This is a genomic window from Pseudomonas sp. Irchel 3E13 (genome assembly GCF_900187455.1).
GTDB lineage: Bacteria > Pseudomonadota > Gammaproteobacteria > Pseudomonadales > Pseudomonadaceae > Aquipseudomonas.
The window spans coordinates 1-26,761 of the sequence record NZ_FYDX01000017.1 but is presented as its reverse complement, the minus strand read 5'-3'; the positions used below and the strand labels follow the sequence as shown (position 1 = coordinate 26,761).

The 26,761-nt window shown below is 62.7% G+C and carries 24 protein-coding genes; 5 read left to right on the top strand and 19 right to left on the bottom strand.

Annotation, left to right across the window (positions count from 1 at the left end; translation table 11 throughout):
• Window positions 1-258 precede the first annotated feature (258 nt).
• Window positions 259-1,590, top strand: coding sequence for a glutamate/aspartate:proton symporter GltP (gene gltP, locus CKW37_RS25820; RefSeq protein ID WP_095159033.1), 1,332 nt, complete (start codon window positions 259-261; stop codon window positions 1,588-1,590).
• A 195-nt stretch (window positions 1,591-1,785) separates the two neighbouring features.
• On the top strand, window positions 1,786-3,015 hold the full coding sequence (locus CKW37_RS25815; protein ID WP_095159032.1) for a nucleoside recognition domain-containing protein: 1,230 nt from the start codon (window positions 1,786-1,788) through the stop codon (window positions 3,013-3,015).
• On the opposite strand, the gene CKW37_RS25810 is transcribed toward CKW37_RS25815, so the two are convergent.
• The 9 genes from CKW37_RS25810 to CKW37_RS25770 form a co-directional block, all read right to left on the bottom strand.
• Window positions 2,997-3,617, bottom strand: a complete 621-nt coding sequence (locus tag CKW37_RS25810) for an ABC-type transport auxiliary lipoprotein family protein (protein WP_095159031.1) — start codon at window positions 3,615-3,617, stop codon at window positions 2,997-2,999. The two genes, CKW37_RS25815 and CKW37_RS25810, sit on opposite strands and share 19 nt — an antisense overlap.
• Window positions 3,614-4,552 carry an MlaD family protein gene (locus CKW37_RS25805; RefSeq protein WP_095159030.1) on the bottom strand — a complete coding sequence of 313 codons (939 nt, stop codon included), beginning with the start codon at window positions 4,550-4,552 and terminating at the stop codon, window positions 3,614-3,616. The genes CKW37_RS25810 and CKW37_RS25805 overlap by 4 nt, the downstream gene beginning before the upstream one ends.
• Window position 4,553: 1 nt before the next feature.
• Window positions 4,554-5,351 (bottom strand): ABC transporter ATP-binding protein, encoded by a 798-nt coding sequence (locus CKW37_RS25800; RefSeq protein WP_095159029.1) that lies wholly within the window; start codon window positions 5,349-5,351, stop codon window positions 4,554-4,556.
• Window positions 5,348-6,490, bottom strand: a complete 1,143-nt coding sequence (locus CKW37_RS25795; RefSeq protein WP_095159028.1) for an ABC transporter permease — start codon at window positions 6,488-6,490, stop codon at window positions 5,348-5,350. Before CKW37_RS25795 ends, CKW37_RS25800 begins: the two co-directional genes overlap by 4 nt.
• An 80-nt stretch (window positions 6,491-6,570) precedes the next feature.
• Window positions 6,571-7,593: a DUF5924 family protein gene (locus tag CKW37_RS25790; RefSeq protein WP_095159027.1), complete on the bottom strand. Its 1,023-nt coding sequence runs from the start codon at window positions 7,591-7,593 to the stop codon at window positions 6,571-6,573.
• 124 nt (window positions 7,594-7,717) lie between these two features.
• Window positions 7,718-9,097: a pitrilysin family protein gene (locus tag CKW37_RS25785; RefSeq protein WP_095159026.1), complete on the bottom strand. Its 1,380-nt coding sequence runs from the start codon at window positions 9,095-9,097 to the stop codon at window positions 7,718-7,720.
• A 37-nt stretch (window positions 9,098-9,134) separates the two neighbouring features.
• A complete protein-coding gene (locus CKW37_RS25780; RefSeq protein ID WP_095159025.1) occupies window positions 9,135-10,793 on the bottom strand; it encodes a Na/Pi cotransporter family protein in 1,659 nt (552 codons plus the stop codon).
• Window positions 10,794-11,020: 227 nt separating this feature from the next.
• Window positions 11,021-11,797 carry a TerC family protein gene (locus CKW37_RS25775; RefSeq protein ID WP_095159024.1) on the bottom strand — a complete coding sequence of 259 codons (777 nt, stop codon included), beginning with the start codon at window positions 11,795-11,797 and terminating at the stop codon, window positions 11,021-11,023.
• Between the two features lie 70 nt (window positions 11,798-11,867).
• Window positions 11,868-13,175, bottom strand: coding sequence for a CitMHS family transporter (locus CKW37_RS25770; protein WP_095159023.1), 1,308 nt, complete (start codon window positions 13,173-13,175; stop codon window positions 11,868-11,870).
• 388 nt (window positions 13,176-13,563) lie between these two features.
• Between CKW37_RS25770 and CKW37_RS25765 the strand changes: the two genes are divergently transcribed.
• Window positions 13,564-13,965, top strand: coding sequence for a GFA family protein (locus tag CKW37_RS25765; protein WP_095159022.1), 402 nt, complete (start codon window positions 13,564-13,566; stop codon window positions 13,963-13,965).
• A gap of 3 nt (window positions 13,966-13,968) precedes the next feature.
• Here CKW37_RS25765 and CKW37_RS25760 read toward each other — a convergent pair whose 3' ends face one another.
• The 10 genes from CKW37_RS25760 to CKW37_RS25715 form a co-directional block, all read right to left on the bottom strand.
• Window positions 13,969-15,927: a DUF4105 domain-containing protein gene (locus tag CKW37_RS25760; protein WP_095159021.1), complete on the bottom strand. Its 1,959-nt coding sequence runs from the start codon at window positions 15,925-15,927 to the stop codon at window positions 13,969-13,971.
• Complete coding sequence (locus tag CKW37_RS25755) at window positions 15,924-16,244, bottom strand: DUF2388 domain-containing protein (RefSeq protein ID WP_095159020.1); 321 nt, start codon at window positions 16,242-16,244, stop codon at window positions 15,924-15,926. The genes CKW37_RS25760 and CKW37_RS25755 overlap by 4 nt, the downstream gene beginning before the upstream one ends.
• A 28-nt stretch (window positions 16,245-16,272) precedes the next feature.
• Window positions 16,273-16,563 (bottom strand): DUF2388 domain-containing protein, encoded by a 291-nt coding sequence (locus CKW37_RS25750; RefSeq protein ID WP_095159019.1) that lies wholly within the window; start codon window positions 16,561-16,563, stop codon window positions 16,273-16,275.
• Between the two features lie 119 nt (window positions 16,564-16,682).
• A complete protein-coding gene (locus tag CKW37_RS25745) occupies window positions 16,683-17,000 on the bottom strand; it encodes a DUF2388 domain-containing protein (RefSeq protein WP_095159018.1) in 318 nt (105 codons plus the stop codon).
• Between the two features lie 278 nt (window positions 17,001-17,278).
• Window positions 17,279-17,494 (bottom strand): DUF1127 domain-containing protein, encoded by a 216-nt coding sequence (locus CKW37_RS25740; RefSeq protein WP_095159017.1) that lies wholly within the window; start codon window positions 17,492-17,494, stop codon window positions 17,279-17,281.
• A 319-nt stretch (window positions 17,495-17,813) separates the two neighbouring features.
• Window positions 17,814-19,307, bottom strand: coding sequence for an acetyl-CoA hydrolase/transferase family protein (locus CKW37_RS25735; RefSeq protein WP_095159016.1), 1,494 nt, complete (start codon window positions 19,305-19,307; stop codon window positions 17,814-17,816).
• A 178-nt stretch (window positions 19,308-19,485) separates the two neighbouring features.
• Complete coding sequence (locus CKW37_RS25730) at window positions 19,486-20,922, bottom strand: NAD(P)(+) transhydrogenase (Re/Si-specific) subunit beta (protein WP_095159015.1); 1,437 nt, start codon at window positions 20,920-20,922, stop codon at window positions 19,486-19,488.
• Between the two features lie 2 nt (window positions 20,923-20,924).
• Entirely contained in the window at window positions 20,925-21,242 is a 318-nt protein-coding gene (locus CKW37_RS25725; RefSeq protein ID WP_009403440.1) for an NAD(P) transhydrogenase subunit alpha, read from the bottom strand.
• Between the two features lie 11 nt (window positions 21,243-21,253).
• Complete coding sequence (locus CKW37_RS25720) at window positions 21,254-22,375, bottom strand: Re/Si-specific NAD(P)(+) transhydrogenase subunit alpha (protein ID WP_095159014.1); 1,122 nt, start codon at window positions 22,373-22,375, stop codon at window positions 21,254-21,256.
• 406 nt (window positions 22,376-22,781) lie between these two features.
• Window positions 22,782-23,708, bottom strand: coding sequence for a LysR family transcriptional regulator (locus CKW37_RS25715; protein ID WP_095159013.1), 927 nt, complete (start codon window positions 23,706-23,708; stop codon window positions 22,782-22,784).
• Window positions 23,709-23,873: 165 nt separating this feature from the next.
• Between CKW37_RS25715 and CKW37_RS25710 the strand changes: the two genes are divergently transcribed.
• Both CKW37_RS25710 and CKW37_RS25705 read left to right on the top strand, forming a co-directional pair.
• On the top strand, window positions 23,874-25,055 hold the full coding sequence (locus CKW37_RS25710; RefSeq protein ID WP_095159134.1) for an acyl-CoA dehydrogenase: 1,182 nt from the start codon (window positions 23,874-23,876) through the stop codon (window positions 25,053-25,055).
• A 14-nt stretch (window positions 25,056-25,069) separates the two neighbouring features.
• Window positions 25,070-26,290 carry a CaiB/BaiF CoA-transferase family protein gene (locus CKW37_RS25705; protein ID WP_095159012.1) on the top strand — a complete coding sequence of 407 codons (1,221 nt, stop codon included), beginning with the start codon at window positions 25,070-25,072 and terminating at the stop codon, window positions 26,288-26,290.
• Window positions 26,291-26,761 lie beyond the last annotated feature (471 nt).

Sequence of the window (26,761 nt, the reverse complement as noted above, 5' to 3'; positions counted from 1 at the left end):
CTCCTTGACGACCGTTTTTTGCCGAAAAGATCATGCCGATTCGGCATGGGGTACTCGTTTCCGGCATTAGACTAGGCCCCTCCACGCCTGAATAGTTGCGCCTTTTTTCGCCTGCCAGCGCTCATTACCGCTCGCTCGCGATGACCTTCTGCGGTGCCTTTGACTGTTACCGAAGAAGTCTTCCAGACCCCTTTTAATAGCTCTGGAATGCTGGTTACAGCGCAATGCCCGTGTCCACTTGAACAAAAAGGTAATGACATGAAGAAGGCAAAACTGAGCCTCGCCTGGCAGATCCTCATCGGTCTGGTACTGGGTATCGCCATCGGAGCACTGCTGAATCATTTCAGTGCAGAAAAGGCATGGTGGATCAGCAATGTGCTGCAGCCAGCCGGTGACATCTTCATTCGCCTGATCAAGATGATCGTCATCCCGATCGTGATTTCGTCGCTGATCGTGGGTATCGCCGGGGTTGGCGATGCGAAGAAACTTGGCAGTATCGGCCTCAAGACCATCATTTACTTCGAGGTGGTGACCACCATCGCCATCGTCGTCGGCCTGGTCCTGGCCAACCTGTTCCACCCGGGCGCCGGCATCGACATGAGCACCCTGGGCACCGTGGACATCTCCAAGTACCAGGCCACCGCGGCCGAGGTGCAGCATGAACACGCGTTCATCGAGACCATCCTCAACCTGATTCCATCGAACATCTTCGCGGCGCTGATGCGCGGTGAAATGCTGCCGATCATCTTCTTCTCGGTACTGTTCGGCCTGGGCCTGTCCAGCCTCAACGCGGAAATCCGCGACCCGCTGGTGAAGACCTTCCAGGGCGTTTCCGAAGCCATGTTCAAGGTCACCCACATGATCATGAACTACGCCCCGATCGGTGTGTTCGCCCTGATCGCCGTGACCGTCGCCAACTTCGGCTTCGCCTCGCTGCTGCCGCTGGCCAAGCTGGTGCTGCTGGTGTACTTCGCCATCGCCTTCTTCGCCTTCATGGTGCTGGGCCTGGTGGCGCGCCTGTTCGGCTTCTCCATCATCAAGCTGATGCGCATCTTCAAGGACGAACTGGTCCTGGCCTACTCCACCGCCAGCTCGGAAACCGTGTTGCCGCGAGTGATCGAGAAGATGGAAGCCTACGGCGCGCCGAAGGCCATCTGCAGCTTCGTGGTGCCGACCGGTTACTCGTTCAACCTCGACGGTTCGACCCTGTACCAGAGCATCGCGGCGATCTTTATCGCCCAGCTCTACGGCATCGACCTGTCCATCAGCCAGCAGTTGCTGCTGGTGCTGACCCTGATGGTCACCTCCAAGGGCATCGCTGGCGTGCCGGGCGTTTCCTTCGTGGTCCTGCTGGCCACCCTGGGCAGCGTTGGCATTCCGCTGGAAGGCCTGGCGTTCATCGCCGGTGTCGACCGCATCATGGACATGGCGCGTACCGCCCTGAACGTGATCGGCAACGCTCTGGCGGTCCTGGTCATCTCCCGTTGGGAAGGCATGTACGACGATGCCAAGGGCAAGAAGTACTGGGATTCGCTGCCGCACTGGCGCAGCAAGGAAGTGGCGGTGGCTGGCAAGGCCGTCAAATCCTGAGTCGTTGTCTTGCTGAATGAGAAAGCCCCGATTCGTCGGGGCTTTTTGTTTTCTGTGAGTTTGTAGGGGCCTTATCGCGAGGCAGCGTATCGGTAGGAGCGAGCTTGCTCGCGATAAGGCCCTGAAGGGGTCGCAACAGAGGACACTGGTTCTGCCGGCCGCTATCATTCAGCCCATCTTTGGGGGAGTTAACGGATGCTCAACGGCCTTTGGCTTGGTTTTTTCGTGGTGGCGGCCATTTCGGCCCTGGTGCAATGGCTGGTGGGCGGCAACGCCGGGGTCTTCGCGGCGATGGTCGAAAGCATTTTCGCCATGGCCAAGCTGTCGGTCGAGGTCATGGTCCTGCTGTTCGGCACCCTCACCCTTTGGCTGGGCTTTCTGAAGATCGCCGAGCAAGCCGGGATCGTCGAGTGGCTGGCCAAGGTGCTTGGCCCGCTGTTCCGCCGGCTCATGCCGGAAGTCCCGCCCGGCCATCCGGCGTTGGGCCTGATCACGCTCAACTTCGCCGCCAACGGCCTGGGCCTGGACAACGCCGCCACGCCCATCGGCCTCAAGGCCATGCGCGCCCTGCAGGAGCTGAACCCCAGCCCGACCACCGCCAGTAACGCGCAGATCCTGTTCCTGGTGCTCAACGCCTCGTCGCTGACCCTGTTGCCGGTGACCATCTTCATGTACCGCGCCCAGCAAGGCGCGATGGACCCGACGCTGGTGTTCCTGCCGATCCTCATCGCCACCACCGGCTCGACCCTGGTCGGCCTGCTCTCGGTGGCGGTGATGCAGCGCCTGCGCCTGTGGGATCCGGTGGTGCTCGCCTATCTGGTGCCCGGCGCCTTGCTGCTGGGCGCGTTCATGGCACTGCTGGCCGGGCTGTCCGCCACCGCGCTGGCCAACCTGTCGTCGATCCTCGGCAACCTGACCCTGTTCGGCCTGATCATGCTGTTCCTGCTGGTTGGCGCGCTGAAGAAGGTGAAGGTGTACGAAACCTTCGTCGAAGGCGCGAAAGAAGGCTTCGACGTCGCCAAGAACCTCCTGCCGTATCTGGTGGCGATGCTGTGCGCGGTTGGCGTGCTACGGGCGTCCGGCGCGCTGGAATTTGGTCTGGACGGGATTCGCCATACGGTCGAATGGCTGGGCTGGGACACCCGTTTCGTCGATGCCCTGCCCACCGCACTGGTCAAACCGTTCTCCGGCAGCGCGGCGCGGGCCATGCTCATCGAAACCATGCAGACCCACGGCGTGGACAGCTTCCCGGCGCTGGTAGCGGCAACGGTGCAGGGCAGCACCGAAACCACCTTCTACGTGCTGGCGGTGTACTTCGGCGCCGTCGGTATCCAGCGCACCCGCCACGCGGTGGGCTGTGCGCTGTTGGCTGAACTGGCCGGCGTGCTGTCGGCCATTGCGGTCTGCTACTGGTTCTTCGCCTGATAGCGGTTGCCCTCGGCTACGGTCCAGTCGAGCAACTGCGCCATCAACCGGTCAGTGACCTGGCCCAGGCCACTGACCACCGCCGGGATTTCCTTGTCGGCCTGTGGCTGGCGGACTTCGAAATGACGGCTGGCGAGGATGCGCTGGGTGCGCCCCTCCACCAGCCGCGCATCCAGGCGGATCACCACGCTGATGCCCTGGGCGCTGTATTCACTCTGGAATGCCTGTAGCTCGCCGACCAGCTCGTAGTCGGCTTGCAGGTTGCTGTCGTCGGCGCTCAAACGCGGCACCCGGCCATCGCGCTGGAAGGCATCGAGGATGCGATTGCGCAGCAGGGTCGGGGCCGGGTCGGTCCAGCGCGCGCCCTTATAGCTGCTGATCTGGTCGCCCTGCGGCACCACGGCGATGCGCGGGACATTGAAGATGTCGCTGGCCAGCGGCTTGTTCACCCGCAACGACCAGCTCACCGGCGCGCTGGTCGACGACGCGGCCACCGCCGCCGGCAGGCGATAAACCTCGGCGTTCTCGGCCTGGGGCAGGATCGAGCAGGCGCTGCTCAGGCTGATCAGCAGGGCCAGGGTCAGGCGGCTGGCGAGGCTCATGGCTCGAACTCCTTGTTTTGATCACGGCCGAGCAGGTAGCCGCTGGGGTTGGCTTCAAGGCGACGGGAAATCCCCTTGAGCGAGTTGAGGGTGTCACGCAGTTCGCGGATCGCCGGCGACAGCTCGCGGAAGCCTTGGGCACCGCTGTCGATGGCGTCGCGATTGCTTTCCAGCAGCGCATTGAGCGTCGCGGTGCTCTGCGCCAGCGAACGCATCGCCTGGTCGGCGCTGTTGACGATCTGCGGGCCCTGGCTGCCAAGCAGCTTGTTGGCGTTGCGCATCAGCTCGCTGGTTTGCTCCAGCGTGGCGCCGGCCTGCTGGCCGATGGTCGCCAGTTCGCGGATGGCATGGCTGATGTCCTCGCGCTGCGCGGCGATGGCGCCGGTGGTTTGCTCCAGGTGTTCCAGGGTCGAGCCCAGGCGCGTGGCGTTTTCTTCGGAGAACAGGCGGTTGGCGTTGTGCAGCAGCAGGTTGATGTTGGTCACCAGGTCGCTGCTGTTGGTCAGCAGGCGGGCGATCGGCGACGGCGAGGCGATAATCACCGGCAGTTTGCTGCCCTTGCCCACCAGCGGCGGACTTTCCGGAGTACCACCGCTGAGCTGGATCAGCGAGGTGCCGGTGACACCGGTCAGGGTCAGCTTGGCCTGGGTGTCCTGTTTCACCGGGGTTTCGGCGTTCAGGCGGATGCGCGCCAGTACCCGGCGCGGATCGGCGGGGTCCAGGTGCAGGCTGGTGACATCGCCCACCTTGATCCCGCTGTATTGCACGGCGCTGCCCTTGGACAGGCCGGTGACCGGCTCGTTGAACACCACCTCGTAGTCCTTGAAGGTGCTGTCGACGCTGGACTTGGCCAGCCACAGGCCGAACAGCATGGCGCCGGCCACCACCAGGACGGTGACCATACCGATCAGCACATGGTGCGCGCGGGTTTCCATTTCATTTCTCCTTCAGCGCTGTGGCGGCCTGATACGCCGCCCGGCCACGCGGGCCATGGAAATACTCGTGGATCCACGGGTCGTCAGTCTGGGCCACTTCGTCGATGGGCGCGGCCACCAGCACCTTCTTCTGTGCCAGTACCGCGACCCGGTCGCTGATGGTGTAGAGCGTGTCCAGGTCGTGGGTGATGAGAAACACGCTCAGGCCGAGGGCATCGCGCAGGGTCAGGATCAATTGGTCGAAGGCCGCCGCGCCGATGGGGTCGAGGCCGGCGGTGGGTTCGTCGAGGAACAGGATGTCCGGGTCCAGCGCCAGCGCGCGAGCCAGAGCGGCGCGTTTGATCATGCCGCCGGACAGCGAGGCGGGAAACTTGTCCGCCGCCGATTGCGGCAGGCCGGCCAGGGCCAGCTTGACCCCGGCCAGGTGCTCGGCGTCGTCGCGGCTCAGGCCGGCGTGTTCGATCAGCGGCAGGGCGACGTTTTCGGTGATGGTCAGCGAGGAGAACAGCGCGCCCTTCTGGAACAGCACGCCGAAGCGCCGTTCGATCAGCGAGCGCTCGTTCGCGTTGGCGTTGGACAAGTCCTGGCCGAACACCCGCACCGTGCCTTCGTTGGGCCGGCGCAAGCCGATGATGCTGCGCAGCAGCACCGACTTGCCGCTGCCGGAGCCGCCGACCACCGAGAGGATTTCACCGCGGTACAGGTCCAGGTCGAGTTGCTCGTGCACGCTCTGGCTGCCAAAGCGGTTGCACAGGCCACGGACTTCGATCACCGCCTCGCGGGCGTCGGGCCGGCTCACCAGCCCATCTCCATGAAGAACAGCGCGGCCACGGCGTCGAGGACGATCACCACGAAGATCGACTGGACCACCGCCGAGGTGGTGTGGGCGCCCACAGACTCGGCGCTGCCGCTGACCTTGAAGCCTTCCAGGCAACCGATCGCGGCGATCAGGAAGGCGAAGAACGGCGCCTTGGCCATCCCCACCAGGAAGTGCTGCACACCGATGTCGTCTTCCAGCAGCGAAAGGAACATCGCCGGCGAGATGTCCAGCGACAGCGCGCAGACCACCCCACCGCCAACGATGCCGCAGAGCATCGCCAGGAACGTCAGCAGCGGCAGGGAGATGAGCAGCGCCAGCACGCGCGGGATCACCAGCAGCTCCACCGGGTCCAGGCCGAGGGTGCGAATTGCGTCGACCTCCTCGTTGGCCTTCATCGAGCCGATCTGCGCGGTGAAGGCGCTGGCGGTGCGGCCGGCCATGAGGATGGCGGTCAGCAGCACGCCGAATTCGCGCAGGAAGGAGAAGGCGACCAGGTCGACGGTGAAGATGCTGGCGCCGAAGCTGGCCAGCACCGTGGCGCCGAGGAAGGCCACCACCGCGCCCACCAGGAACGTCAGCAGGGCGACGATGGGCGCGGCGTCGAGGCCGGTCTGTTCGATATGGGCGACCACCGAGGTGATGCGCCAGCGTTTGGGTTGCAGTGCGCGCCGGGCCAGGGTGGTGATGATCAGGCCGATGAAACCGAGTAGCTGGCGGCTGTCCTGCCAGAGGGTATCCACCGCCGCGCCGATGCGCGCCATCAGTTGGGTCATTACCGGAAGCTGGGTAACGCGCGGCGGGATGCAGAACTCGGTCAATGAAGCCTGCACGCTGTGCAGCAGGTGGCGGCTGGCGGGCGGCAGCGGGCTTTCGCTTTCCAGTTGCGCCAGGCGCTCGGGCCCGAGCAATTCCACCAGCAGCGAGGCGCCGGCGGTGTCGAGCTTGCCGAGTTGGTCCAGGTCCACGGGGGTGTTGCTGTCGTACTGGCCGCTGAGGGCCGCGGTGTTCTGCTTGAGGCTGGCGTAGTTGGCCAGCGTCCAGTCACCGCTAAGCCGCAGGCGCGGCGGGCTTTGGCTCGTGTCGAGAATGGCGCTGGCGGGGCTGGTAATACGGGTCATAGGCTCCGGAGGTCCATGGGCGCTTGAACGCAGCCTGATCGTCGCGCAGGCACTTTTCCTACAAAGCCCTGAGCATAGCGTCACTGTGTGGCGGATGCTTGACCATCATCAACCACGCGGAAGCGCAACACGCCGATCACCTGGCCGTCTTCGGTCAGCACCCGGACCTGCCAGCGCCCCACCGGGTTGGCCGGGAACACCTGTTTGTGGGTCCAGGCGCGGTAGCCTTCCTTGCGCCCGCCATTGATGTCGAGGGCGATGCGATCAACCTCTTTGCCGTTGAATTGCCAGACGTGATAGATGCGCTCGTTCAGCCCGCGCGGGGCCTTGATCGCGGTGTAGGCGTAAAGTCCGGCGCTGCGGATCTGGCTGGCGCTGACCTGTTTGAGGCTGTCGCCGGGGGTGCGGTTCTGCAGTTGGCTGCTGATCGCCACTTCGGTCATCCACAGGGTCGCCGGCGGCACCCAGGAACGCAGCAACCAGCCGGCACCGCCGATCGAGAGGGTCACCAGCACCAACGCGATCGCCCGGCGCGCATTGTTGATCGGGAAGCTGCTGGCCAGGCTCGGGAAGGACAGCAACATCGACACCCCCAGCGCGAGCTTGAAGCTCTCGGCGGTGGTCAGGTGGAGGATGATCGGCAGCGCCGTGAGCATCGCGGCGAACAGCGTCAGGGTGTGCAGGGCGAGGAACAGCCAGCGCCGGGGCGCGACCCAGCGGTAGTAGAGCGGGTCGATGATCGACACCAGCCCGGCGGCGCCCAGCAGACCGGTGAAGATCAGTTGGCCGCTGTTCCAGGTGGTGGTGACGAAGAAGAACGGCAGGACGAAGAACAGGCTTTCCTGGTGGATCATCTGCGTCGCGTAGCGCAGCAGCGGTTGCGGGATTTCGCGCTTGAACAGGCGGGCGAACAACTGGGTGAAGCTGTTTTCCAGCATCAGCCAGACCCAGCTCACCAGCATCAGGATCGCGACCCAACTGGCTAGGCTTTCCTGGCGATCGACCAGGATGAAGCTGCCGATACCGGAGAGGAAACCACCGAGTGCGATGACCCCGGGATAGCGCTTGATCAGTTCGATGAGGCGCTGGACGTAGATAGGCATGGGGACATTCGCAGAGGGCTGTAAGAAACGGTTACAAGAATACTCCGGTTTGGTCGATTTTGGGGCGGCAGAGCGGCATACAAAGACGCGCGTAGGAGCGAGCTTGCTCGCGATGGATGCCCGCCTATCCAGCGGACCTGCGCCGATACCAGGCAACCCCGCCACCCACCACCACAACCAACCCCAACACGCCCCACCAGAACAGTTCGTCATACCCCAGCAACGGCTTCTCCACCCGCACATACCCGGTGGTCTTGAACAATTCCCGCATCGCCTGGTTCGCCTCTTCCAGGCTCACCCCGCGCAGGCGCTGTTTCGGGTCGACGAAATGCCCATCGGCATAGGTGTTCAAAGCGCCCCAGTAATAGTCCGCCAACGCGCTGTTGCCCTGGGTGGTCCAGGATTCGCGGTCGATGGCCGCCGCCTTGATCCGTTCGAAGGTAGACGGGTCGAGGCCCTCGTCACGCAGGCGCCTGATCAGGTCCTGCATCACCTCTTCCGCTTCTTCGACCTGATCGCGCTCCAGGTCGGCATTCAAGCTGAGCATGCCGCTGTCGCCAAAGGTTTCACGCTGGCTCCACGGTCCGTAGGACAGGCCGTGCTTGAGGCGCAGTTCGCTGTACAGCGCCCAGTCCAGGTAGCGCTGGACCAGATCGAGGGTCTGGTCGTGCTCGTTGTCCAGCACCGGCTCCAGGAACAACCAACTCAGCCGCGCGCCGTTGCCCAGCAGGCCGCGCACCAGCGTGCGGTTTTCCTCGGCCTGCCGGCTGACGCCATCCAGCGCCCGCCGCTCGGCTGGTTCCACGGGCTCCAGCTCAGCCCAGGAGCGCTCCAGATAAGCCGGCAGCAGACGGTCGAGGCCGCCGACGATGATCAAGGTCATGTTGTTGGCCGCGTACCAGCGCTGGCGGATCTCGTCGACCTGTTCCAGGGTCATGTCGTCCAGATCGGAGCGCTCGGCGCATTTCAGGCCAAGCTCCACCGCCAACTGGTCGCTGGCGCGGTGACCGATGGCCTGGCGGTCGAGCCAGCGTTGCAGGTGGGAATAGTGGCCACCGTCTTCGCGCTCGATGATGCGCTTGGACTGCGCCAGCGCGTCGTCATCGAACTGGGTCTGCTGCAGCAAGGCGAGCAGCAGGTCGAGCACTTTGCGTTGGTTGCGGGCCGGCGCTTCGATGACGAAGGTGGTATCGGCGCTGCTGGTGTAGGCGTTCCATTCCCCGCCGAGGGCCTGAATGCGTTGTTCCAGGCCGCCTTCGCCGCTGTCGTCAATGCCGCTGAACAGCAAGTGTTCGAGCAGGTGCGGCAGTTCTTGCCGGTCGCAGGGAAAGTCATCGAAACCGATACCGACCACCAGGCGGATCGACACATGGTCCCGTTCGTAGCCCGGTTTGAGCAGCACTTGCAGGCCATTGGGCAGCAGATAGCCCTCGACTTGCGTGCGGTCCAGGGCAAAGCCGGGCATGGCGCCCAGCAACAGGCAAACGAACATCAGGCAACGCATGCAGGGCTTCCTTGCAGAGTGTCGACGCAGTAAAGGGTCACGGCGAGTGAATCTCGTCCGGCACGGCGTCGATCAGCAAGCCGCCGGTGTCGTGTCCACCCAGTACCACATAGGCACTGCTGCAGAACAATGAGTTCAGTCGTTTCATGTCGGCGATCAGTTCCAGGTGCAGCGAGCTGGTCTCGATACTCTGCACCACCTTGCGTTGCAGGCGGCTGACGTGGGCGTGAGCCAGGCGCCGCTCCTGGGCGCGGAAGCGGCGTTTTTCCCGCAGTAGCTGGCGGGCGCTCTCCGGGTCGGCACTGAGGAACACCGACAGCCCCAGGCGCAGGTTGGCCAGCAACTGGCCCTGCAAGCCGGTCAGTTCTTCCAGGCCCACTTCGGAGAACTCGCGGCGCTGCGAGGTCTTTTGCTGCTGGATCTTGCGCAGCATGCGTTCGATCAGGTCGCTGGCCATCTTCAGGTTGATCGCCAGCTCGATGATCTCGGCCCAGCGCTGGCTGTCCTGTTCGCCGAGGTCTTCCCGCGGCATTTGCGCCAGGTACAGCTTGATGGCGTTGTACAGCGACTCGACATCGTCATGCAGGACGCGGATTTCCTGGGTCACGGCGGTCTGGGTGCCGCGCAGCACGCTGTTCATGGCTTCGAGCATGGTGTCCACCAGATCGCCCAGGCGCAGGGTTTCGCGCACGGCATTGGCCAGGGCCAGGCTCGGTGTGGCGAGGGCGGTCGGGTCGAGGTGGCGCGGGGTGGTGTGGCCGTTGGTTTCCGGGCGTTCGGGCAGCAGCCAGCTGCAGGCCCTGGCCATCAGCTTGACCGTGGGCAGCAGGGTCAGGCAGCGCAGGCTGTTGTAGAGCAGGTGGAAACCGATCACCAGTTCGGCCGGGCTGAACGTCAGGCTGTCCATCCAGGCGACCAGCGGGGTCAGTAGCGGAATGGTCACCAGCAGGCCGATCAGCTTGTACAGCAGGCTGCCCAGCGCCACCTGGCGCCCGGCGCTGTTACGCATGCTGGTGCTGATAAAGGCCAGCAGGCCGCTGCCGATGTTGGCACCGATGACCAGGCCGATGGCGACCGGCAGGCCGATCACCCCGGCGCCGGCCAGGGTGGCGGTCAGCAGCACGGCGGCGAGGCTGGAGTAGGAAATCATGGCGAACATCGCGCCAATCAGGGCATCGAGGAGGATGTCGCCGGTCAGCGAGGCGAACAGGACTTTCACTCCTTGCGCGGTGGTGATGGGCGTCGCCGCCTCGACGATCAATTGCAGCGCCAGGATGATCAGCCCAAGGCCGATGCCCACGCGTCCGAGCTGACCGGCGCGGGTCTGCTTGCGTGACAGGAAGAAAATCACCCCGAGGAAGATCAGCAGCGGCGACAGCCATGACAAGTCGAGCGTCAGCACCCGCGCCATCAGCGCGGTACCGACGTCGGCGCCGAGCATGATCGCCAGGGCCGGGGTCAGCGCCATCAGGCCCTGGCCGACGAACGAAGTGACCAGCATCGCCGTGGCGTTGCTGCTTTGCACCATGGCGGTGACCAGAATGCCGGCGATGAACGCCAGTGGCCGGCGTGACATGTTCTGGCTGATTACCCGGCGCAGGTTTGAACCATAGACCCGCAGGATGCCGGTACGGACGATGTGTGTGCCCCAGATCAGCAGGGCGACGGCTGACAATAGATTGAGCAGGGTCAGCATGAACGGGCCCCCTGTGTGTCTGCCCCAGCGGGGCCAATGAATGTGCGCGGAGCCTGGCCGTTGGCAACGGCGGTTTTTTCCAGTGCTCACTTAAGCTTTAGTTCGCCAGAGGCCTTGGCGCCAGCAGGGTTGGCGGGTTCTGGCAGATAAAGCCGAGAAACCGCCGCTGTTGCCGCCACAATGAAAAAAGGCCCCGGAAGGGGCCTTGATTCAGCAACTGGCCAGTATTACTGACCCGGGATGTCCTTGCGAAGTTTCACCGGTTCGCTCTGTGCTTCTTTGCGTTTCTTCGCCATCGCCGTGCGCATGCGGATATTGACGGCTTCCACGGCCAGCGAGAAGGCCATGGCGAAGTAGACGTAGCCCTTCGGCACATGCACGTCGAAGGCTTCGGCGATCAGCACGGTACCGACCACCATCAGGAACGACAGCGCGAGCATTTTCAGCGACGGGTGCTTGTCGATGAAATCGCTGATGGTCTTGGCGCAGAGCATCATCACCAGTACGGCGATGATGATTGCCGCGACCATGACCGGCACGTGGGACACCATGCCAACCGCGGTGATCACCGAGTCCAGGGAGAACACGATGTCGATGATGGCGATCTGGATGATGGTGTACAGGAACTTGCCGCCGGCGCTCGTCGTAGTCTCGTCGGCGCTTTCGTCTTCGCCCTCGAGGCCGTGGTAGATCTCCTGGGAGCTTTTCCACAGCAGGAACAGGCCACCGAAGAACAGGATCAGGTCACGGCCGGAAATGCCCTGGCCGAAGACTTCGAACAGGTCGGCGGTGAGGCGCATGACCCAGGTGATCGACAGCAGCAACATGATGCGGGTGACCATCGCCAGGGCGAGGCCGAAGATCCGGGTGCGCTGCTGCATGTGCTTGGGCATGCGGCTGACCAGGATCGAGATCATGATGATGTTGTCGATCCCGAGCACGATTTCGAGTGCGGTCAGGGTGAAAAGGGCAACCCAGATTTCCGGGTTGGTCAGCCATTCCATGTTTGTTCCTTCAGGTGTATGACGTTGCGCGCCGGATCAGGCGCGCAAACGGGTTGGGTGGATCTGTTTACTAGAGGCTACTGAACAGCGGGAAAATTCCCATGAGCAGCGCGGCGAGCATTATGCATAGGCAGACTAGCACTGCCCACTTCAGGGTAAAGCGCTGGTGGTCGCCGAACTCGATGCCGGCCAGGGCGACCAGCAGGTAGGTCGAGGGCACCAGCGGGCTGAGCAGGTGAACCGGCTGTCCGACGATCGAGGCGCGGGCCATTTCCACTGGCGAAATGCCGTAGTGGCTGGCGGCTTCCGAGAGTACCGGCAGCACGCCGTAGTAGAAGGCGTCGTTGGACATGAAGAAGGTGAACGGCATGCTCACGATCGCGGTGATCACCGCCAGGTACGGGCCCAGCGCGTCCGGGATCACAGCCAGCAGGCTCTTGGACATGGCCTCGACCATGCCGGTGCCGGACAGGATGCCGGTGAAGATACCGGCGGCGAAGATCAGCCCGGTTACCGCCAATACGCTGCCGGCGTGGGCGGCGATGCGGTCTTTCTGCTGTTGCAGGCATGGGTAGTTGACGATCATCGCGATACTGAAGGCGATCATGAACAGCACTGGCAGCGGCAGCAGGCCGGCGATCAGCGCGACCATCAGCGCGGCGGTCAGGGCGCCGTTGAACCACAGCAGTTTCGGGCGGCGGGCGTCCGGGTATTGGGAAACGGTGATTTCGCTGTGGTCGATCTCGTCACCCGGCAGGTGCAACTCGCCGAGACGGGCGCGCTCGCGCTTGCCGTACATGTAGGCGATGGCCAGGATCGCCACGACACCGGCGAGCATGGCCGGGATCATCGGCACGAAGATGTCCGACGGGTCCACATGCAGCGCGCTGGCGGCACGGGCGGTCGGGCCGCCCCACGGGGTCATGTTCATCACCCCGCCGGCGAGGATGATCAGGCCGGCCATGATCCGCGGGCTCATGCCCAGGCGGCTGTACAGCGGCAACATCGCGGCGCAGCAGATCATGTAGGTGGTGGCGCCGTCACCGTCGAGCGAGACGACCAGGGCCAGCACCGCAGTGCCGACCGAGACTTTCAACGGGTCGCCTTTGACTAGCTTGAGGATCTTGCGCACGGCCGGGTCGAACAGGCCGGAGTCGATCATCAGGGCGAAATAGAGAATGGCGAACATCAGCATCACGCCGGTTGGGGCGAGCTTGCTGATGCCTTCCAGCATCATCGGGCCGATCTTGCTGGAAAAGCCGCCGAACAGGGCGAACAGGATCGGTACCAGGATCAGCGCGATCAAGGCCGACAGGCGCTTGGTCATGATCAGGTACATGAAGGTGATGACCATGGCGAAGCCGAGGAAGGTCAGCATGGGGGTACTCCAGGCGTAGTGCGTCGGGACAGGGACGTGACGGACGGATCAGCGGTCGAGGCGCTGTGTCTGGAGTAGCGGGGGGAAATCAGGGCGCAGGAAGGTACGGAAGGACATCAGAATCACCATTGTTCTTGTTGATTGGGCCGGGCTCGGTAAATCGGATGCCCTGGCGCGCCGGTCGCTATGCCGGTGGTGAGGCGATGCTAAGGGGCTAAGCTTTCAGCCAGCTTTCGAGGGTTGAAAGGTGACGAGAGGTATTTTTCGGGACCGCCTTCGCGAGCAAGCTCGCGCCTACAGGCAATGGTTACCCTGTAGGAGCGAGCTCGCTCGCGATGAGGCCCCAAGAACCACGGCTGAATCTGCATCAACAAGGAGTGCTGAACAAATGACTCAATTCCACGAGGGCGGCTGCCACTGCGGCGCCCTGCGCTACCGGGCCGAAGGCCCGCTCACCGATGTCGCCCACTGTCATTGCTCGATCTGCCGACGGGTCACCGGCGGTTTGCTGGTCACCTGGGTCACCGTGCCCTGCGGTGGCTTCCAGTGGTTGACCGGAACCCCGCAGCGCTACGACTCGTCCGCCAGTTGCGTGCGTTATTTCTGCAGCCGTTGTGGCGCGCATCTGGCCCTGACCACCGACCTGAGCCCGGAAACCATCGATATCACCGTCACCACGCTGGATGATCCGGAATCCGTGCCGCCAAACCGGCATATCTGGACCGAGAGCCGCTTGCCCTGGCTGCACCTGGACGAACAGTTGCCCAGCGAGCGGCACGAATCACTCTGAGGCCTAAGGCAGTTCTAGCCCGCCCGCGGCCTTGTGCAAGGCCCGCAGGTGCTCGCCGAGCTGTTTGATATTGGCTTCCACCGCTTTGATCTGCGCCGCGCGCTCCGGCCCGAGCAAGGCGCGCACTTCCGTGTCCAGGTCCACGCTCAACGCCTGCAACTGTTGCTGGCGCTGGCTGCTGCTCTGCTCCAGTTGCTGGCGCTCGGCGGGCTGCGGCAGGCCATAGCCGCCCTCCCCCAGCAATTCCGCCGGTTTGCTCAGGAAGCCACTGTTGGCAAGGATCTGCTGCAAGGTGTTGTTGGCCTTGGCCACGCTGCCGTCCTCCAGCGCGCGCCCGGTCAGGTAGCGCTGCTTGACCTCGTCCTGGGCCAGCAGCAACTGCCGGCGCAGTCCGGCCTGTTCCAGCAGCAGCAAGGCGGCGCTGGTGCGCAGGTCGGCGCGGTCGAACCACGGGCGACGCTGTTCGGCGCTCTGTTCCAGCCAACTTTCGACGCTGTCGGCGGGGACCGGCAACTGCTTCTTGAGAATCTGGAACATCGCCTGGTAGCGATCACGGTAGGAATCAAAGCGATAGCCCAGGCGCAGCGCCTCGCGCGGATCGTCCAGCACGCTGGTATCGGCCAGACCGCGGCCCTTGAGCACTTCCAGCAGGCCGTTGGGCATGATGTTGTCGAGGCTGGTCAGGCGCGGGTTGGCGGTGCCGCTGCGCAGCAACTTGAGGGTTTCCACCGCGCAGTTGTTGGACAGGAAGAAGTAGTTGCCGTCGTAGCTCCAGTGCATCTCCAGTGCCTGACGCACCAGGGCCTCGAGCTCCTCGCGGGACAGCTTCAGCGGGATCGACGCGAGGCTGCGCAGCTCGGTCTTGGTGTATTCATCGATGACCTGGCCCAGCGGCAGTACGAACAGTCGCGACGGGTAGGCACCGACCAGGCCATCCCAACTGGACAGTTGCACATCGTTGACGAACGCCCGGTACGACAGCACCAGGTGTTGGTCCAGGTCCAGGCGGCAGTCCGGCCCGCGTGGCCGGCCAGGGGCGCAGATCACCAGGCGCAGCATGCTGTGGCCCCAGCGGCTGACCCAGTTCTGGTTGGCTTCGGCCAGCAGGTAATCGACCGCATAGACGCGCTCGGGGTCGATCTGCCCCAGCGGTTGCTTGGCGAAATCGTTGCCGGCATTGAGGAACGGCAGTGCCGGCTCGCAGGCCGAATGCGCCGGCGCCCAGCCGAAGTGCTTGCTCAGGTAAGCCTGCAAGGCCGGGCGGCGGCAGGCATAGCTCGGGTCGAGGAGAAAGTACTCCATGTTGACCGCGATGAATTCCTTGGGGCTGCTCAGCTCATAGCTGTCCGGGCTGCGGGCGATCTGGCGATTGTGCTGCTCGCGTTCGCCGCGACGGCCAACGTATTGCGGCCAGCCGGCAAGGTCGAGCAGGCGCGGATCATCGCTGAGGGTGAAGCGGCGTTCGGGCTGGCCGCGGCATTCATCACGCAGCCCCACCTTGCCCTGGCTGTCGTTCTGGCGTTTGCACTGGAAGATCAGCCGCCGCTCGTCGTCGGGCCAAAGCCGGGCACGGTCGTAGATATGGGTGGTTTCGTGGAGGACGGTGGCCAGCAATTCCTGGCGCACGGTGCCATGGGGGCGACCGGTATTCTGTGTGACGGCACTGCCGTCGGTGAGGCTGGGCAGCAGGCGGCGATTGAGCGCCAGTGTGGACACCAGCGAGGCCTGGCCGTAGGCGTCTTCGGGCATGCGCGCGTCCCAACTGACCGTGATGGTGCGGTCGAGGCGGGTCTTGAAGCTGGGCGGAAGTTTCTCCATCGCTTCATCCAGCAGCGCCTGGGTGGCCTGGCGCTGGGATGAAGTCAGGCTGTCGTCCTGCAACACCAGTTGCAGGTCGGCCAACGCGGGGACGCTGAACAGTGCCAGTGCACCGCTCAGCAGCCAGTTACGCAGGGATTTCACAGGGCCAGGATAGCTTCGGCCAGGACCTGATCACTGGCCTGGCGCGCTTCCGGGACGCGTTGGCGCAGGGTGTCGAAAGCGGCTTCCAGTTGCGCGCCACGGATGTCGCCGTTGCTGGCGACGAAGCTGGCGGCATCGTCGCGGGCTTCGCGGACGACTTTCGAGTCGCGGATCGAGGTGGTGGTGTCGGACGTGAAATCGATCGAGCGGCCAAAGGCGCGAACGATGATGTTGCTGGTGGCGACCACGGTGTGTGCCTGGGCTACGTCGGCCAGCAGCAGGAAGCCGAGGGTGGCGGCAATCAGCGGATTACGCATGGAACATCTCCGGGAAAAACAGGTGTGGTCATTGGACGAGAATTGCCTGCGCCAGTTCAAGGTCGGGAGCATGAAGTTCGGGGTTTTCATGGCGCAATCGCTGGATGACCGCCTCCAACTGCGCGCCGCGCAACTGGCCGTCGCTGGCAATGAAGGCCGCGGCGTCATCGCGGGCGGCCAGAACCCACTTGCGATCGAACGGAGCGGTGGTCACTTGGCTGGTGGCGTAGCCGCTGACGACGAGTGTGGCAGTGGTCATATCGAAGGCCAGGGCGGTGCCGGGCCCGAACAGCACAAGCAGCAATGGCAAATAACGCATGGGGAAACAGTGCCTTCGGAGTCGAGGCGGCAAAGGCTATCCCAATGCGCAAGTCCGGGCCAGAGCGGTCGGCCCGGGTGTTTTGCCTGGTGTTTCGAGGGCGGACGACCCGTGTCGGATCAGATCGCCAGAATCGCTTGGGCCAGTTGTGCGTCGCTGGCCTGCAGCATTGGCTGTTGCTGGCGGATGTGGATGAAGGCGCTTTCCAGCTTCGCGCCACGGATGTCGCCGTTGCTGGCAACGAAGCTTGCGGCGTCGTCACGCGCGGCGCGGACGATCTTGTCGTCACGGAACGAGGAGGACACATCGGAAGTGGCATCGGTGGAAGCGGCCACGGCACCTACGACGGCGTCGGTGGTGACAACGAAGCTGGTGGCCTGGGCAGTCGAGGCCAGGGCCAGCAAGACGGCGGCGCCCAGCAAGCGGGTACGGAACATGGTCGATCTCCTGAGTAGGGCTTTGGTCATCTGAATGTCAGACGCGCGCTCAGCTTATTGCGCTACGGGTGAGTCAAGCTGCGTGAAGCAAGCGTAACACGGGGTAAGCGAAACGGCGTCGGATGTAACTGTTATGGTCTTTTTTTGCTTTGTGGAAATTGTACTGCTTCTGAAGCTGGGCGCTCTATTTCGCACCTTCCAGAACGAAAAAACCCGTCAGCAGTTACCTGCGACGGGTTTCTCGGAATTCGGTGCCGGCCTTGGCCGGCGCTCCTGGCTTAACGCCAGAAAGGCTTGCTCAGCTCTTCGTAGCGCTGTGCTTCGCTGATACCGGCGTCGGCCAGCAGGCGGGCATCCAGACGGGCCAGTTGATGGCGGCTGGAGATGCGGCGCTGCCACAGCATCAGGTTAGCCAGCAGGCGCAGAGGCAGAGCGGCTTGGGATTGTTGAGCGTTGTTTTCGAAAATCAGATCGGAACTGAGGGTACGTTCCATGATGTCTTCCTTCCGCTTATGGCGGCATTGGCTAGTGGTTTAACTGATGCCAATGATCCTCCTCCGCCGTCCATAACAGTAGATACAGTTCACCTTGATTGTGAGGGTCCAGTTAACTGTTTAAGGGTGCTGTTGCACTCAAAATACGCGCAACTGTACTGGTCTGCGCACTTTTGGTGCATTTATAGTCAAGGGGAGGGTCGTGAGGTGGAAAAGATGTGGGATATTACCGGTACAGTAGAACAGTTTTTGTGAATTTGAATGAGGCAACTGTACAGCCGGTGCGCATTGCACGTCACCGGCTGCCAACTGTCATGGATCAACCGGCGAGCATGCGCCCGGTTTCTTCCAGGTTTTCGTGCCAAGCCAAGGCCTCGCGCAAGATGTGCGGGGTATGACCGCCACGCTCGCAGGCGCGGATGAAGTAGTCGTTCAGCGCCTCGCGGTAATCCGGGTGCACGCAGTTGTCGATGATCACCCGGGCGCGTTCGCGTGGCGCCAGGCCGCGCAGGTCGGCCAGACCCTGCTCGGTCACCAGGATGTCGACGTCATGCTCGGTATGGTCCACATGGCTGACCATCGGAACGACGCTGGAAATCGCGCCGCCCTTGGCGATCGACTTGGTGACGAAGATGGCCAGGTGCGCGTTGCGGGCGAAGTCGCCCGAGCCGCCAATGCCGTTCATCATCCGCGTGCCGCAGACGTGGGTGGAGTTGACGTTGCCGTACAGGTCGAACTCCAGCGCGGTGTTGATGCCGATGATGCCCAGGCGACGGACCACTTCAGGGTGGTTGGAGATTTCCTGCGGACGCAGTACCAGCTTGTCCTTGTAGCGCTCCAGGTTGCCGAATACGTCGGCGTTGCGGCGGCTCGACAGGGTGATCGAACTGCCCGAGGCGAAGCTCAGCTTGCCGGCGTCGATCAGGTCGAAGGTCGAGTCCTGCAGCACTTCGGAGTACATGTTCAGGTCTTCGAACGGCGATTCGATCAGGCCGCACATCACCGCGTTGGCGATGTTGCCGATACCGGCCTGCAGCGGGCCGAGCTTGTTGGTCATGCGGCCAGCATCGACTTCCTGTTTGAGGAAGTTGATCAGGTGGTTGGCGATACCCTGGGTTTCTTCATCCGGCGGCAGCACGGTGGACGGCGAGTCGGACTGGTTGGTGATGACGATGCCGACAATCTTCGCCGGGTCGATCGGGATCGCGGTGCTGCCGATGCGGTCGTCGACCTTGACCAGCGGGATTGGCGTGCGGGTCGGGCGGTAGGTCGGGATATAGATGTCGTGCAGGCCTTCGAGGTTGGCGTTGTGCGCCATGTTGATCTCGATGATCACGTGCTTGGCGAAGATCGCGAAGCTGGCCGAGTTGCCCACGGAAGTGGTCGGCACGATGTGGCCTTGCTCGGTGATCGCCACGGCTTCGATGACGGCGATGTCCGGCAGCTTGAGCTGGGCGTTGCGCAGTTGCTCGACGGTTTCCGACAGGTGCTGGTCGATGAACATCACCTTGCCTTCGTTGATGGCCTTGCGCAGGGTGCTGTCGACCTGGAATGGCATGCGGCGAGCGAGCACACCGGCTTCGGTCAGTTGCTTGTCCAGGTCGTTGCCAAGGCTGGCGCCGGTCATCAGGCTGATTTTCAGCGGTGACTGCTTGGCCCGTTCGGCCAGTGCGTGGGGAACGGCCTTGGCTTCACCGGCACGGGTGAAACCGCTCATGCCGACGGTCATGCCGTCCTGGATCAGGGCGGCGGCGTCTTCCGCGCTCATGACTTTACTGTGCAGCGAGGACAAGCGAATGCGATCACGGTACATGGATTGTTATCTCGGGCTACTGAAGCTAGATGCGCAGTCTAGTGATTTCGCAAATGTTCGTCGCGCGACCAAGGTCGTAGGCGAAGCCCGGAAATAGAGCCTTCCGTCGGCGGGCCGGGGACGAAAAAGCCCCAGGCGTTACCGCGCTGGGGCTTTTTGTCACAGTACCGCGAGGGGCTTATTCCACCGCTTTGACCATGTCCTCGATGACCTTCTTGGCGTCGCCAAAGACCATCATGGTCTTGTCGAGGTAGAACAGTTCGTTGTCCAGGCCGGCATAGCCGCTGGCCATCGAGCGTTTGTTGACGATGATGGTCTTGGCCTTGAAGGCTTCCAGGATCGGCATGCCGGCGATCGGCGACTTCGGATCGTTCTTCGCCGCCGGGTTGACCACGTCGTTGGCGCCGAGCACCAGCACCACGTCGGCCTGGCCGAACTCGGAGTTGATGTCCTCCATCTCGAACACCTGGTCATACGGCACTTCGGCTTCCGCCAGCAGCACGTTCATATGGCCAGGCATACGGCCCGCCACCGGGTGGATCGCGTACTTCACGGTCACGCCGTTGTGGGTCAGCTTCTCGGTCAGTTCCTTCAGCGCATGCTGGGCACGGGCCACCGCCAGGCCGTAGCCGGGAACGATGATCACGGTGTCGGCGTTGCTCAGCAGGAAGGTCGCGTCGTCGGCCGAGCCGGACTTCACCGGACGGGCCTCTTGCGCGCCCGCCGGGCCGCCGGCATCTGCTGCACCACCGAAACCGCCGAGGATTACATTAAAGAAGGAACGGTTCATCGCCTTGCACATGATGTACGAGAGGATCGCACCGGACGAACCCACCAGGGAGCCTGCGATGATCAGCATCGAGTTGTTCAGCGAGAAGCCGATACCGGCGGCCGCCCAGCCCGAATAGCTGTTGAGCATCGACACCACCACCGGCATGTCCGCGCCGCCGATCGGGATGATGATCAGCACGCCCATGACGAACGCCAGGGCCAGCATGACTGCGAAGGCAGTGAGGTTGCCGGTGAAGGTGAACACCAGGCCCAGGCCGATGGTGGCCAGGCCCAGCACCAGGTTGAGCTTGTGCTGGCCGGCGAACTGTACCGGTGCGCCCTGGAACAGGCGGAACTTGTACTTGCCCGAGAGCTTGCCGAAGGCGATGACCGAACCGGAGAAGGTGACCGCACCGATGGCCGCGCCAAGGAACAGCTCCAGGCGGTTACCGGCGGGGATCGGGTCGCTGATGCTGCTGACGATGCCCAGCGATTGCGGCTCGACCACCGCGGCGATGGCGATGAATACCGCCGCCAGGCCGATCATGCTGTGCATGAACGCCACCAGCTCCGGCATCTTGGTCATTTCAACGCGCTTGGCCATGATCGCGCCGGCGCTGCCGCCGACCAGCAGGCCGACCAGTACGTAGGCGATGCCATCAGTGGCCAGCTCGGCGCCAAGCTTGTAGATCAGGCCGACGGTGGTGACCACCGCCAGCGCCATGCCGAGCATGCCGAACAGGTTGCCGCGGCGGGACGTGGTCGGGTGCGACAGGCCTTTCAGGGCCTGGATGAAGCACACCGAAGCGACCAGGTAGAGAAGAGTTACCAGGTTCATGCTCATTTTTACTTCTGCCCCTCAGCCTTTGCGGCCTTCTTCTTGAACATCTCCAGCATGCGCCGGGTGACGAGGAATCCACCGAATACGTTCACCGCTGCCAGGGCGACCGCGAGGGTGCCCATGACCTTGCCCAGCGGGGTGACGGTCAGGGCGGCGGCGAGCATGGCGCCGACGATGACGATGGCGGAGATGGCGTTGGTGACGGCCATCAGCGGGGTGTGCAGCGCGGGCGTGACGTTCCAGACCACGTGGTAACCGACATAGATCGCCAGCACGAAGATGATCAGGTTATAGACGCCGTGAGAGATCAGCATGTCTTCCATTGTCTGGCTCCTTATCCGTTCTTGCGGATGACCTGGCCGTCGCGGCACATCAGGCACGCGGCGACGATGTCGTCTTCGAGGTTGATCGTCAGCGCGCCGTCTTTGTCGAACAGCAGCTTCATGAAGTCCAGCAGGTTACGGGCGTACAGCGCCGAAGCATCGGCACCGACCTGCGCGGGCAGGTTGGTCGGGCCGACGATGGTGACGCCGTTCACCTGTACCACCTGGTCGGCAACGGTTAGCGGGCAGTTGCCGCCCTGGGCTGCGGCGAGGTCGATGACCACCGAGCCTGGCTTCATTTGCGCCACGGTCTCGGCGCTGAGCAGCGTCGGTGCCTTGCGGCCCGGGATCAGCGCGGTGGTGATGACGATATCGGCCTGCTTCGCGCGTTCGTGTACGGCTTGCGCCTGACGCTGCATCCAGCTGGCTGGCATTGGTCGGGCATAGCCGCCGACGCCTACGGCGCATTCGCGTTCTTCGTCGGTTTCATACGGCACATCGAGGAACTTCGCACCGAGCGATTCGATTTGCTCCTTCACCGCCGGACGCACGTCCGAGGCTTCGATCACTGCACCCAGGCGCTTGGCCGTGGCAATGGCCTGCAGGCCGGCCACACCGGCACCGAGAATCAGCACGCGGGCGGCTTTCACCGTACCGGCGGCGGTCATCAGCATCGGCATGAAGCGTGGATAGTGGTGAGCGGCGAGCAACACAGCCTTGTAGCCGGCGATGTTGGCCTGCGAGGACAACACGTCCAGGCTCTGGGCCCGGGAAGTGCGTGGCGCGGCTTCGAGGGCGAAGGCGGTAATGCCGCATTCGGCCATCTTGGCGATGAGTTCGTTGTTGAACGGGTTGAGCATGCCCGCGAGCACGGTACCGCTCTTGATCTGGCCCAGTTCGCTGTCGTCGGGCGCTACAACTTTCAGGACAAGCTGCGCGCCAAACGCATCGGCGGCGCTTCCCATGACGGCGCCGGCAGCCTCATAGGCACTGTCCGGGATGCTGGCGTTGAGGCCGGCTCCGCGTTGCACAGTGACCTGATGACCCTGTCCCACCAGTTTCTTGATGGTTTCGGGAGTGGCAGCGACCCGTGTTTCGCCCGTCTGCGTTTCGAGAGGAACACCAATGTGCACGTCGTATTCTCCTGCGTGATCTTTTGTAGTTGAACCAGCGCACTACGGTTGGTGCGTCTGGGCGGCCGATCAGCACGATCCCGCCTGAACGAGGCGGGGCGCGGCATTTTGCAAGCGATCCTTAATCGCTTCAATGGGTTCTGAATGGAAACGACAAACAAACTACAAGTCACCCTGTGACCGTATGTCGCAACGATTCGGCTCCAGCCCGTCAAATACGGGCTTTAGCGACATTAAAAGAAAAATTAAAAATTTTCTGACAATTTTCATGTGGGCCACGAAAAACGTCGTTTGAATGGCAGGAAAGCCCCGAAAACAGTGGGGTTTGACGGGGTTTTGAACGTGACTGAAACAGTTGTCGCCTATGCGACATTTCCATACATCTGTAGGGCTTCATGTTTATTGACTACTGGGTCAGTAATCCTGTTTCGTCCTTGTGGGCCGCGGCGTAGCGCTGAGCCTCGCTCACCAGCCAATCGCGAAAAGCACGCAAGGAAGCCGATTCCACCTTCCTTTCCGGGATCATCAGGTAATACGCCTTGATACTGGACAGCGCGTGCGGGTTGGCGATCACCAGGCGGCCCTCTTCCAGTTCGCGCTGGATCAGGAAGGGCGGAATCAGCGCCACACCCATCTCATGCATGGCCGCCTGGGCCAGCATCGAGAATAGTTCATAGCGGGGGCCTGTCATGTCCCGGGCGACATTCATGTCCACGCTGTCGAACCACTGGCGCCACGCGTAGGGCCGAGTGGTCTGCTGCAGCAAGGGCAATTGCGCGATGGTCTGTGGCGTCAGGTGAGGATGCGGCCCGAGCAGCGACGGACTGCACACCGGCACCGGGTTTTCTCCCATGAGGCGGTGGGATTGCGTACCGGACCAGTCGGCATCGCCAAAGTAGATCGCGGCATCGAAATGGGTGTCGGCAAACAGGAAGGGCCGCGTCCGGTTCGTGAGGTTGACCGTCACCTCCGGGTGGCGCTGCTGGAAGTCCTTCAGTCGCGGCAACAACCATTGCGTGCCAAAGGTCGGCACGACCGCCAGCTCGATCACGTTGGCACCTTGCTGGCCCATCACCGATAGGGTGTCGCGCTCCACCGCATCCAGTTGTGTCGCCACTCGCCGGCTGTAGGACAAACCCGCTTCAGTGAGCTTCACCCCGCGCCGCGAACGGCGGAACAGTTCGACATTGAGGAACTCCTCCAGGCCACCGATCTGTCGGCAGACGGCGCCTTGGGTGAGTGACAGTTCCTGCGCCGCCTTGGTGAAGCTCTCGTGGCGGGCCGCGGCCTCGAAGCAGACGAGGGCCGTAGTGCTAGGGATCTTGCGCCGCATATACGTCAACCTCACTAATCAGCGGTGGAAATGGCCTCTCAGCCTGCCACGGAGTGAGAAAACATCACAAGAGTATGCGCAATCCTCGTTTGTCGCCCTGCCCGTTCAGGCCTAGGATCAATGCACGACAAAAACATCTCCCTTCCCTACTTCGAGGACTCCCTCATGGCCGGCAAAGCAAGCTTCAACTGGATCGATCCGCTGCTGCTCGATCAGCAGCTCACCGAAGAAGAGCGCATGGTGCGTGAAAGCGCTTTCCACTTCGCCCAGGACAAGCTGGCGCCACGCGTGCTGGAAGCCTTCCGTCATGAACAGACCGATCCTGCGATCTTCCGCGAAATGGGCGAAGTCGGCCTGTTGGGCGCGACCATCCCCGAGCAGTACGGCGGCAGTGGCCTGAACTACGTGTGCTACGGCCTGATCGCGCGTGAAGTGGAGCGTATCGATTCCGGCTACCGCTCGATGATGAGCGTGCAGTCCTCGCTGGTGATGGTGCCGATCAATGAGTTCGGTACTGAAGCACAGAAACAGAAATACCTGCCCAAGCTGGCCAGCGGTGAATGGATTGGCTGCTTCGGCCTGACCGAACCGAACCACGGCTCCGACCCAGGCTCGATGATTACCCGGGCGAAGAAAGTCGACGGCGGCTATCGCCTGAGCGGCAGCAAAATGTGGATCACCAACAGCCCGATCGCCGACGTGTTCGTGGTCTGGGGGAAGGACGATGCCGGCGATATCCGTGGATTCGTCCTGGAGAAAGGCTGGCAAGGTCTGAGCGCGCCAGCGATTCACGGCAAGGTTGGCCTGCGGGCGTCGATCACCGGTGAGATCGTCATGGACAACGTGTTCGTGCCGGAAGAGAACATCTTCCCGGACGTGCGCGGCCTGAAAGGTCCGTTCACCTGCCTGAACTCGGCGCGTTACGGCATTTCCTGGGGCGCCCTGGGTGCCGCCGAAGCTTGCTGGCACACGGCTCGTCAATACACCCTGGATCGTCAGCAGTTCGGTCGCCCGCTGGCGGCCAATCAACTGATCCAGAAAAAGCTGGCCGACATGCAGACCGAAATCACGCTGGGCCTGCAAGGCTGCCTGCGTCTGGGCCGCATGAAAGACGAAGGTACCGCTGCGGTGGAGATTACCTCGATCATGAAGCGCAACTCCTGCGGCAAAGCGCTGGAGATTGCCCGTCTGGCGCGGGACATGCTGGGCGGCAACGGCATCTCCGACGAGTTCGGTGTTGCCCGTCACCTGGTCAACCTCGAAGTGGTCAACACCTACGAGGGTACCCATGACGTGCACGCGCTGATCCTCGGTCGCGCACAAACCGGTATCCAGGCCTTCTATTAATAAGGAGCCAGCCCATGGGCGCGCTTTCTCATTTGCGGGTGCTGGATCTGTCCCGGGTGTTGGCCGGGCCATGGGCCGGCCAGATCCTCGCGGACCTGGGGGCGGAGGTAATAAAGGTCGAGCGTCCGGGTGCGGGCGATGACACCCGGGCCTGGGGCCCGCCCTTCCTCAAGGACGTCAACGGCGAGAACACCAGCGAAGCGGCTTACTACCTGTCCGCCAACCGTAACAAGCACTCGGTGACCATCGACTTCACCCAGCCAGAGGGTCAGCGCCTGGTGCGCGAGCTGGCAGCGAAGTCCGATATCGTCATCGAGAACTTCAAGGTGGGCGGGCTGAAAGCCTATGGGCTGGATCATGAAAGCCTGCGTCAGGTGAACCCGCAGCTTATCTATTGCTCGATCACCGGCTTCGGCCAGACCGGGCCGTATGCCAAGCGCGCCGGTTACGACTTCATGATTCAGGGGCTCGGCGGGCTGATGAGCCTGACGGGTCGCCCCGAGGGCGAAGACGGCGCCGGCCCGGTGAAGGTCGGCGTGGCGCTGACGGACATCCTCACCGGGCTGTATTCCACGGTCGCCATCCTGGCCGCCCTCGCCCACCGCGATCAGCATGGCGGCGGGCAGCACATCGATATGGCGTTGCTGGATGTGCAGGTGGCTTGTCTGGCCAACCAGGCAATGAACTACCTCACCACGGGTACGCCTCCGCGGCGGCTGGGTAACGCACACCCGAACATCGTGCCTTATCAGGACTTTCCCACGGCAGATGGAGACTTCATCCTGACGGTGGGTAATGACGGCCAATTCCGCAAGTTCGCTGAGGTTGCGGGTCAGCCTCAGTGGGCGGACGATCCGCGTTTCGTTACCAACAAGCTGCGGGTAGCCAACCGCGCCGAGCTGATCCCGCTGATTCGCCAGGCCACGGTGTTCAAGACTACGGCCGAGTGGGTTAGTCAGTTGGAGCAGGCAGGTGTCCCTTGTGGTCCGATCAACGACCTGGCGCAGATGTTCGCGGACCCGCAAGTGAAGGCTCGAGGTCTGGCCATCGATATCCCTCATTCGTTGGGGGGCAGCGTTCCGCAGGTGGCCAGTCCTATTCGACTGTCCGAGACACCGGTGGAGTACCGCAATGCTCCGCCGCTGTTGGGCGAACATACCGAGCAGGTCCTGAGCAGCGTATTGGGGCTGGGGGCGGACGATATCCTGCGTTTGCGCGAGGCCAGGGTTCTTTAAGGCAGCGCTTCTATATATAGAAGCAATAAAACGGGGCCTAAAAAGCTGATTTTGATCAATTTCAAATTAGTTCTTGACGCCCCGTTTTATCTGTCTATAATTCGCCCCACTTCCGGCGCAGTCGAAACGGAAAACTCCTTGAGATTCAATGAGTTAGAAGTTTCAGGTAGCGTAGGAAGTGTTTCGGTCTCCACCGAAAGCGGTGAAAAAAGGCAGTTGACAGCAGGTTGTAACGCTGTAGAATTCGCCTCCCGCTGACGAGAGATCGCAGCGAGTCAAGTGTTTGAAGTTGAAAGAGAAATTCTGAAAAACTTCAAAATAAACGCTTGACAGGCTGAGAGGAAAGCGTAGAATGCGCGCCTCGGTTGAGACGAAAAGCTCTTAACCAACCGCTCTTTAACAATTGAATCAAGCAATTCGTGTGGGTGCTTGTGAATTTGGACTGATAGTCAGCAAGATTATCAGCATCAC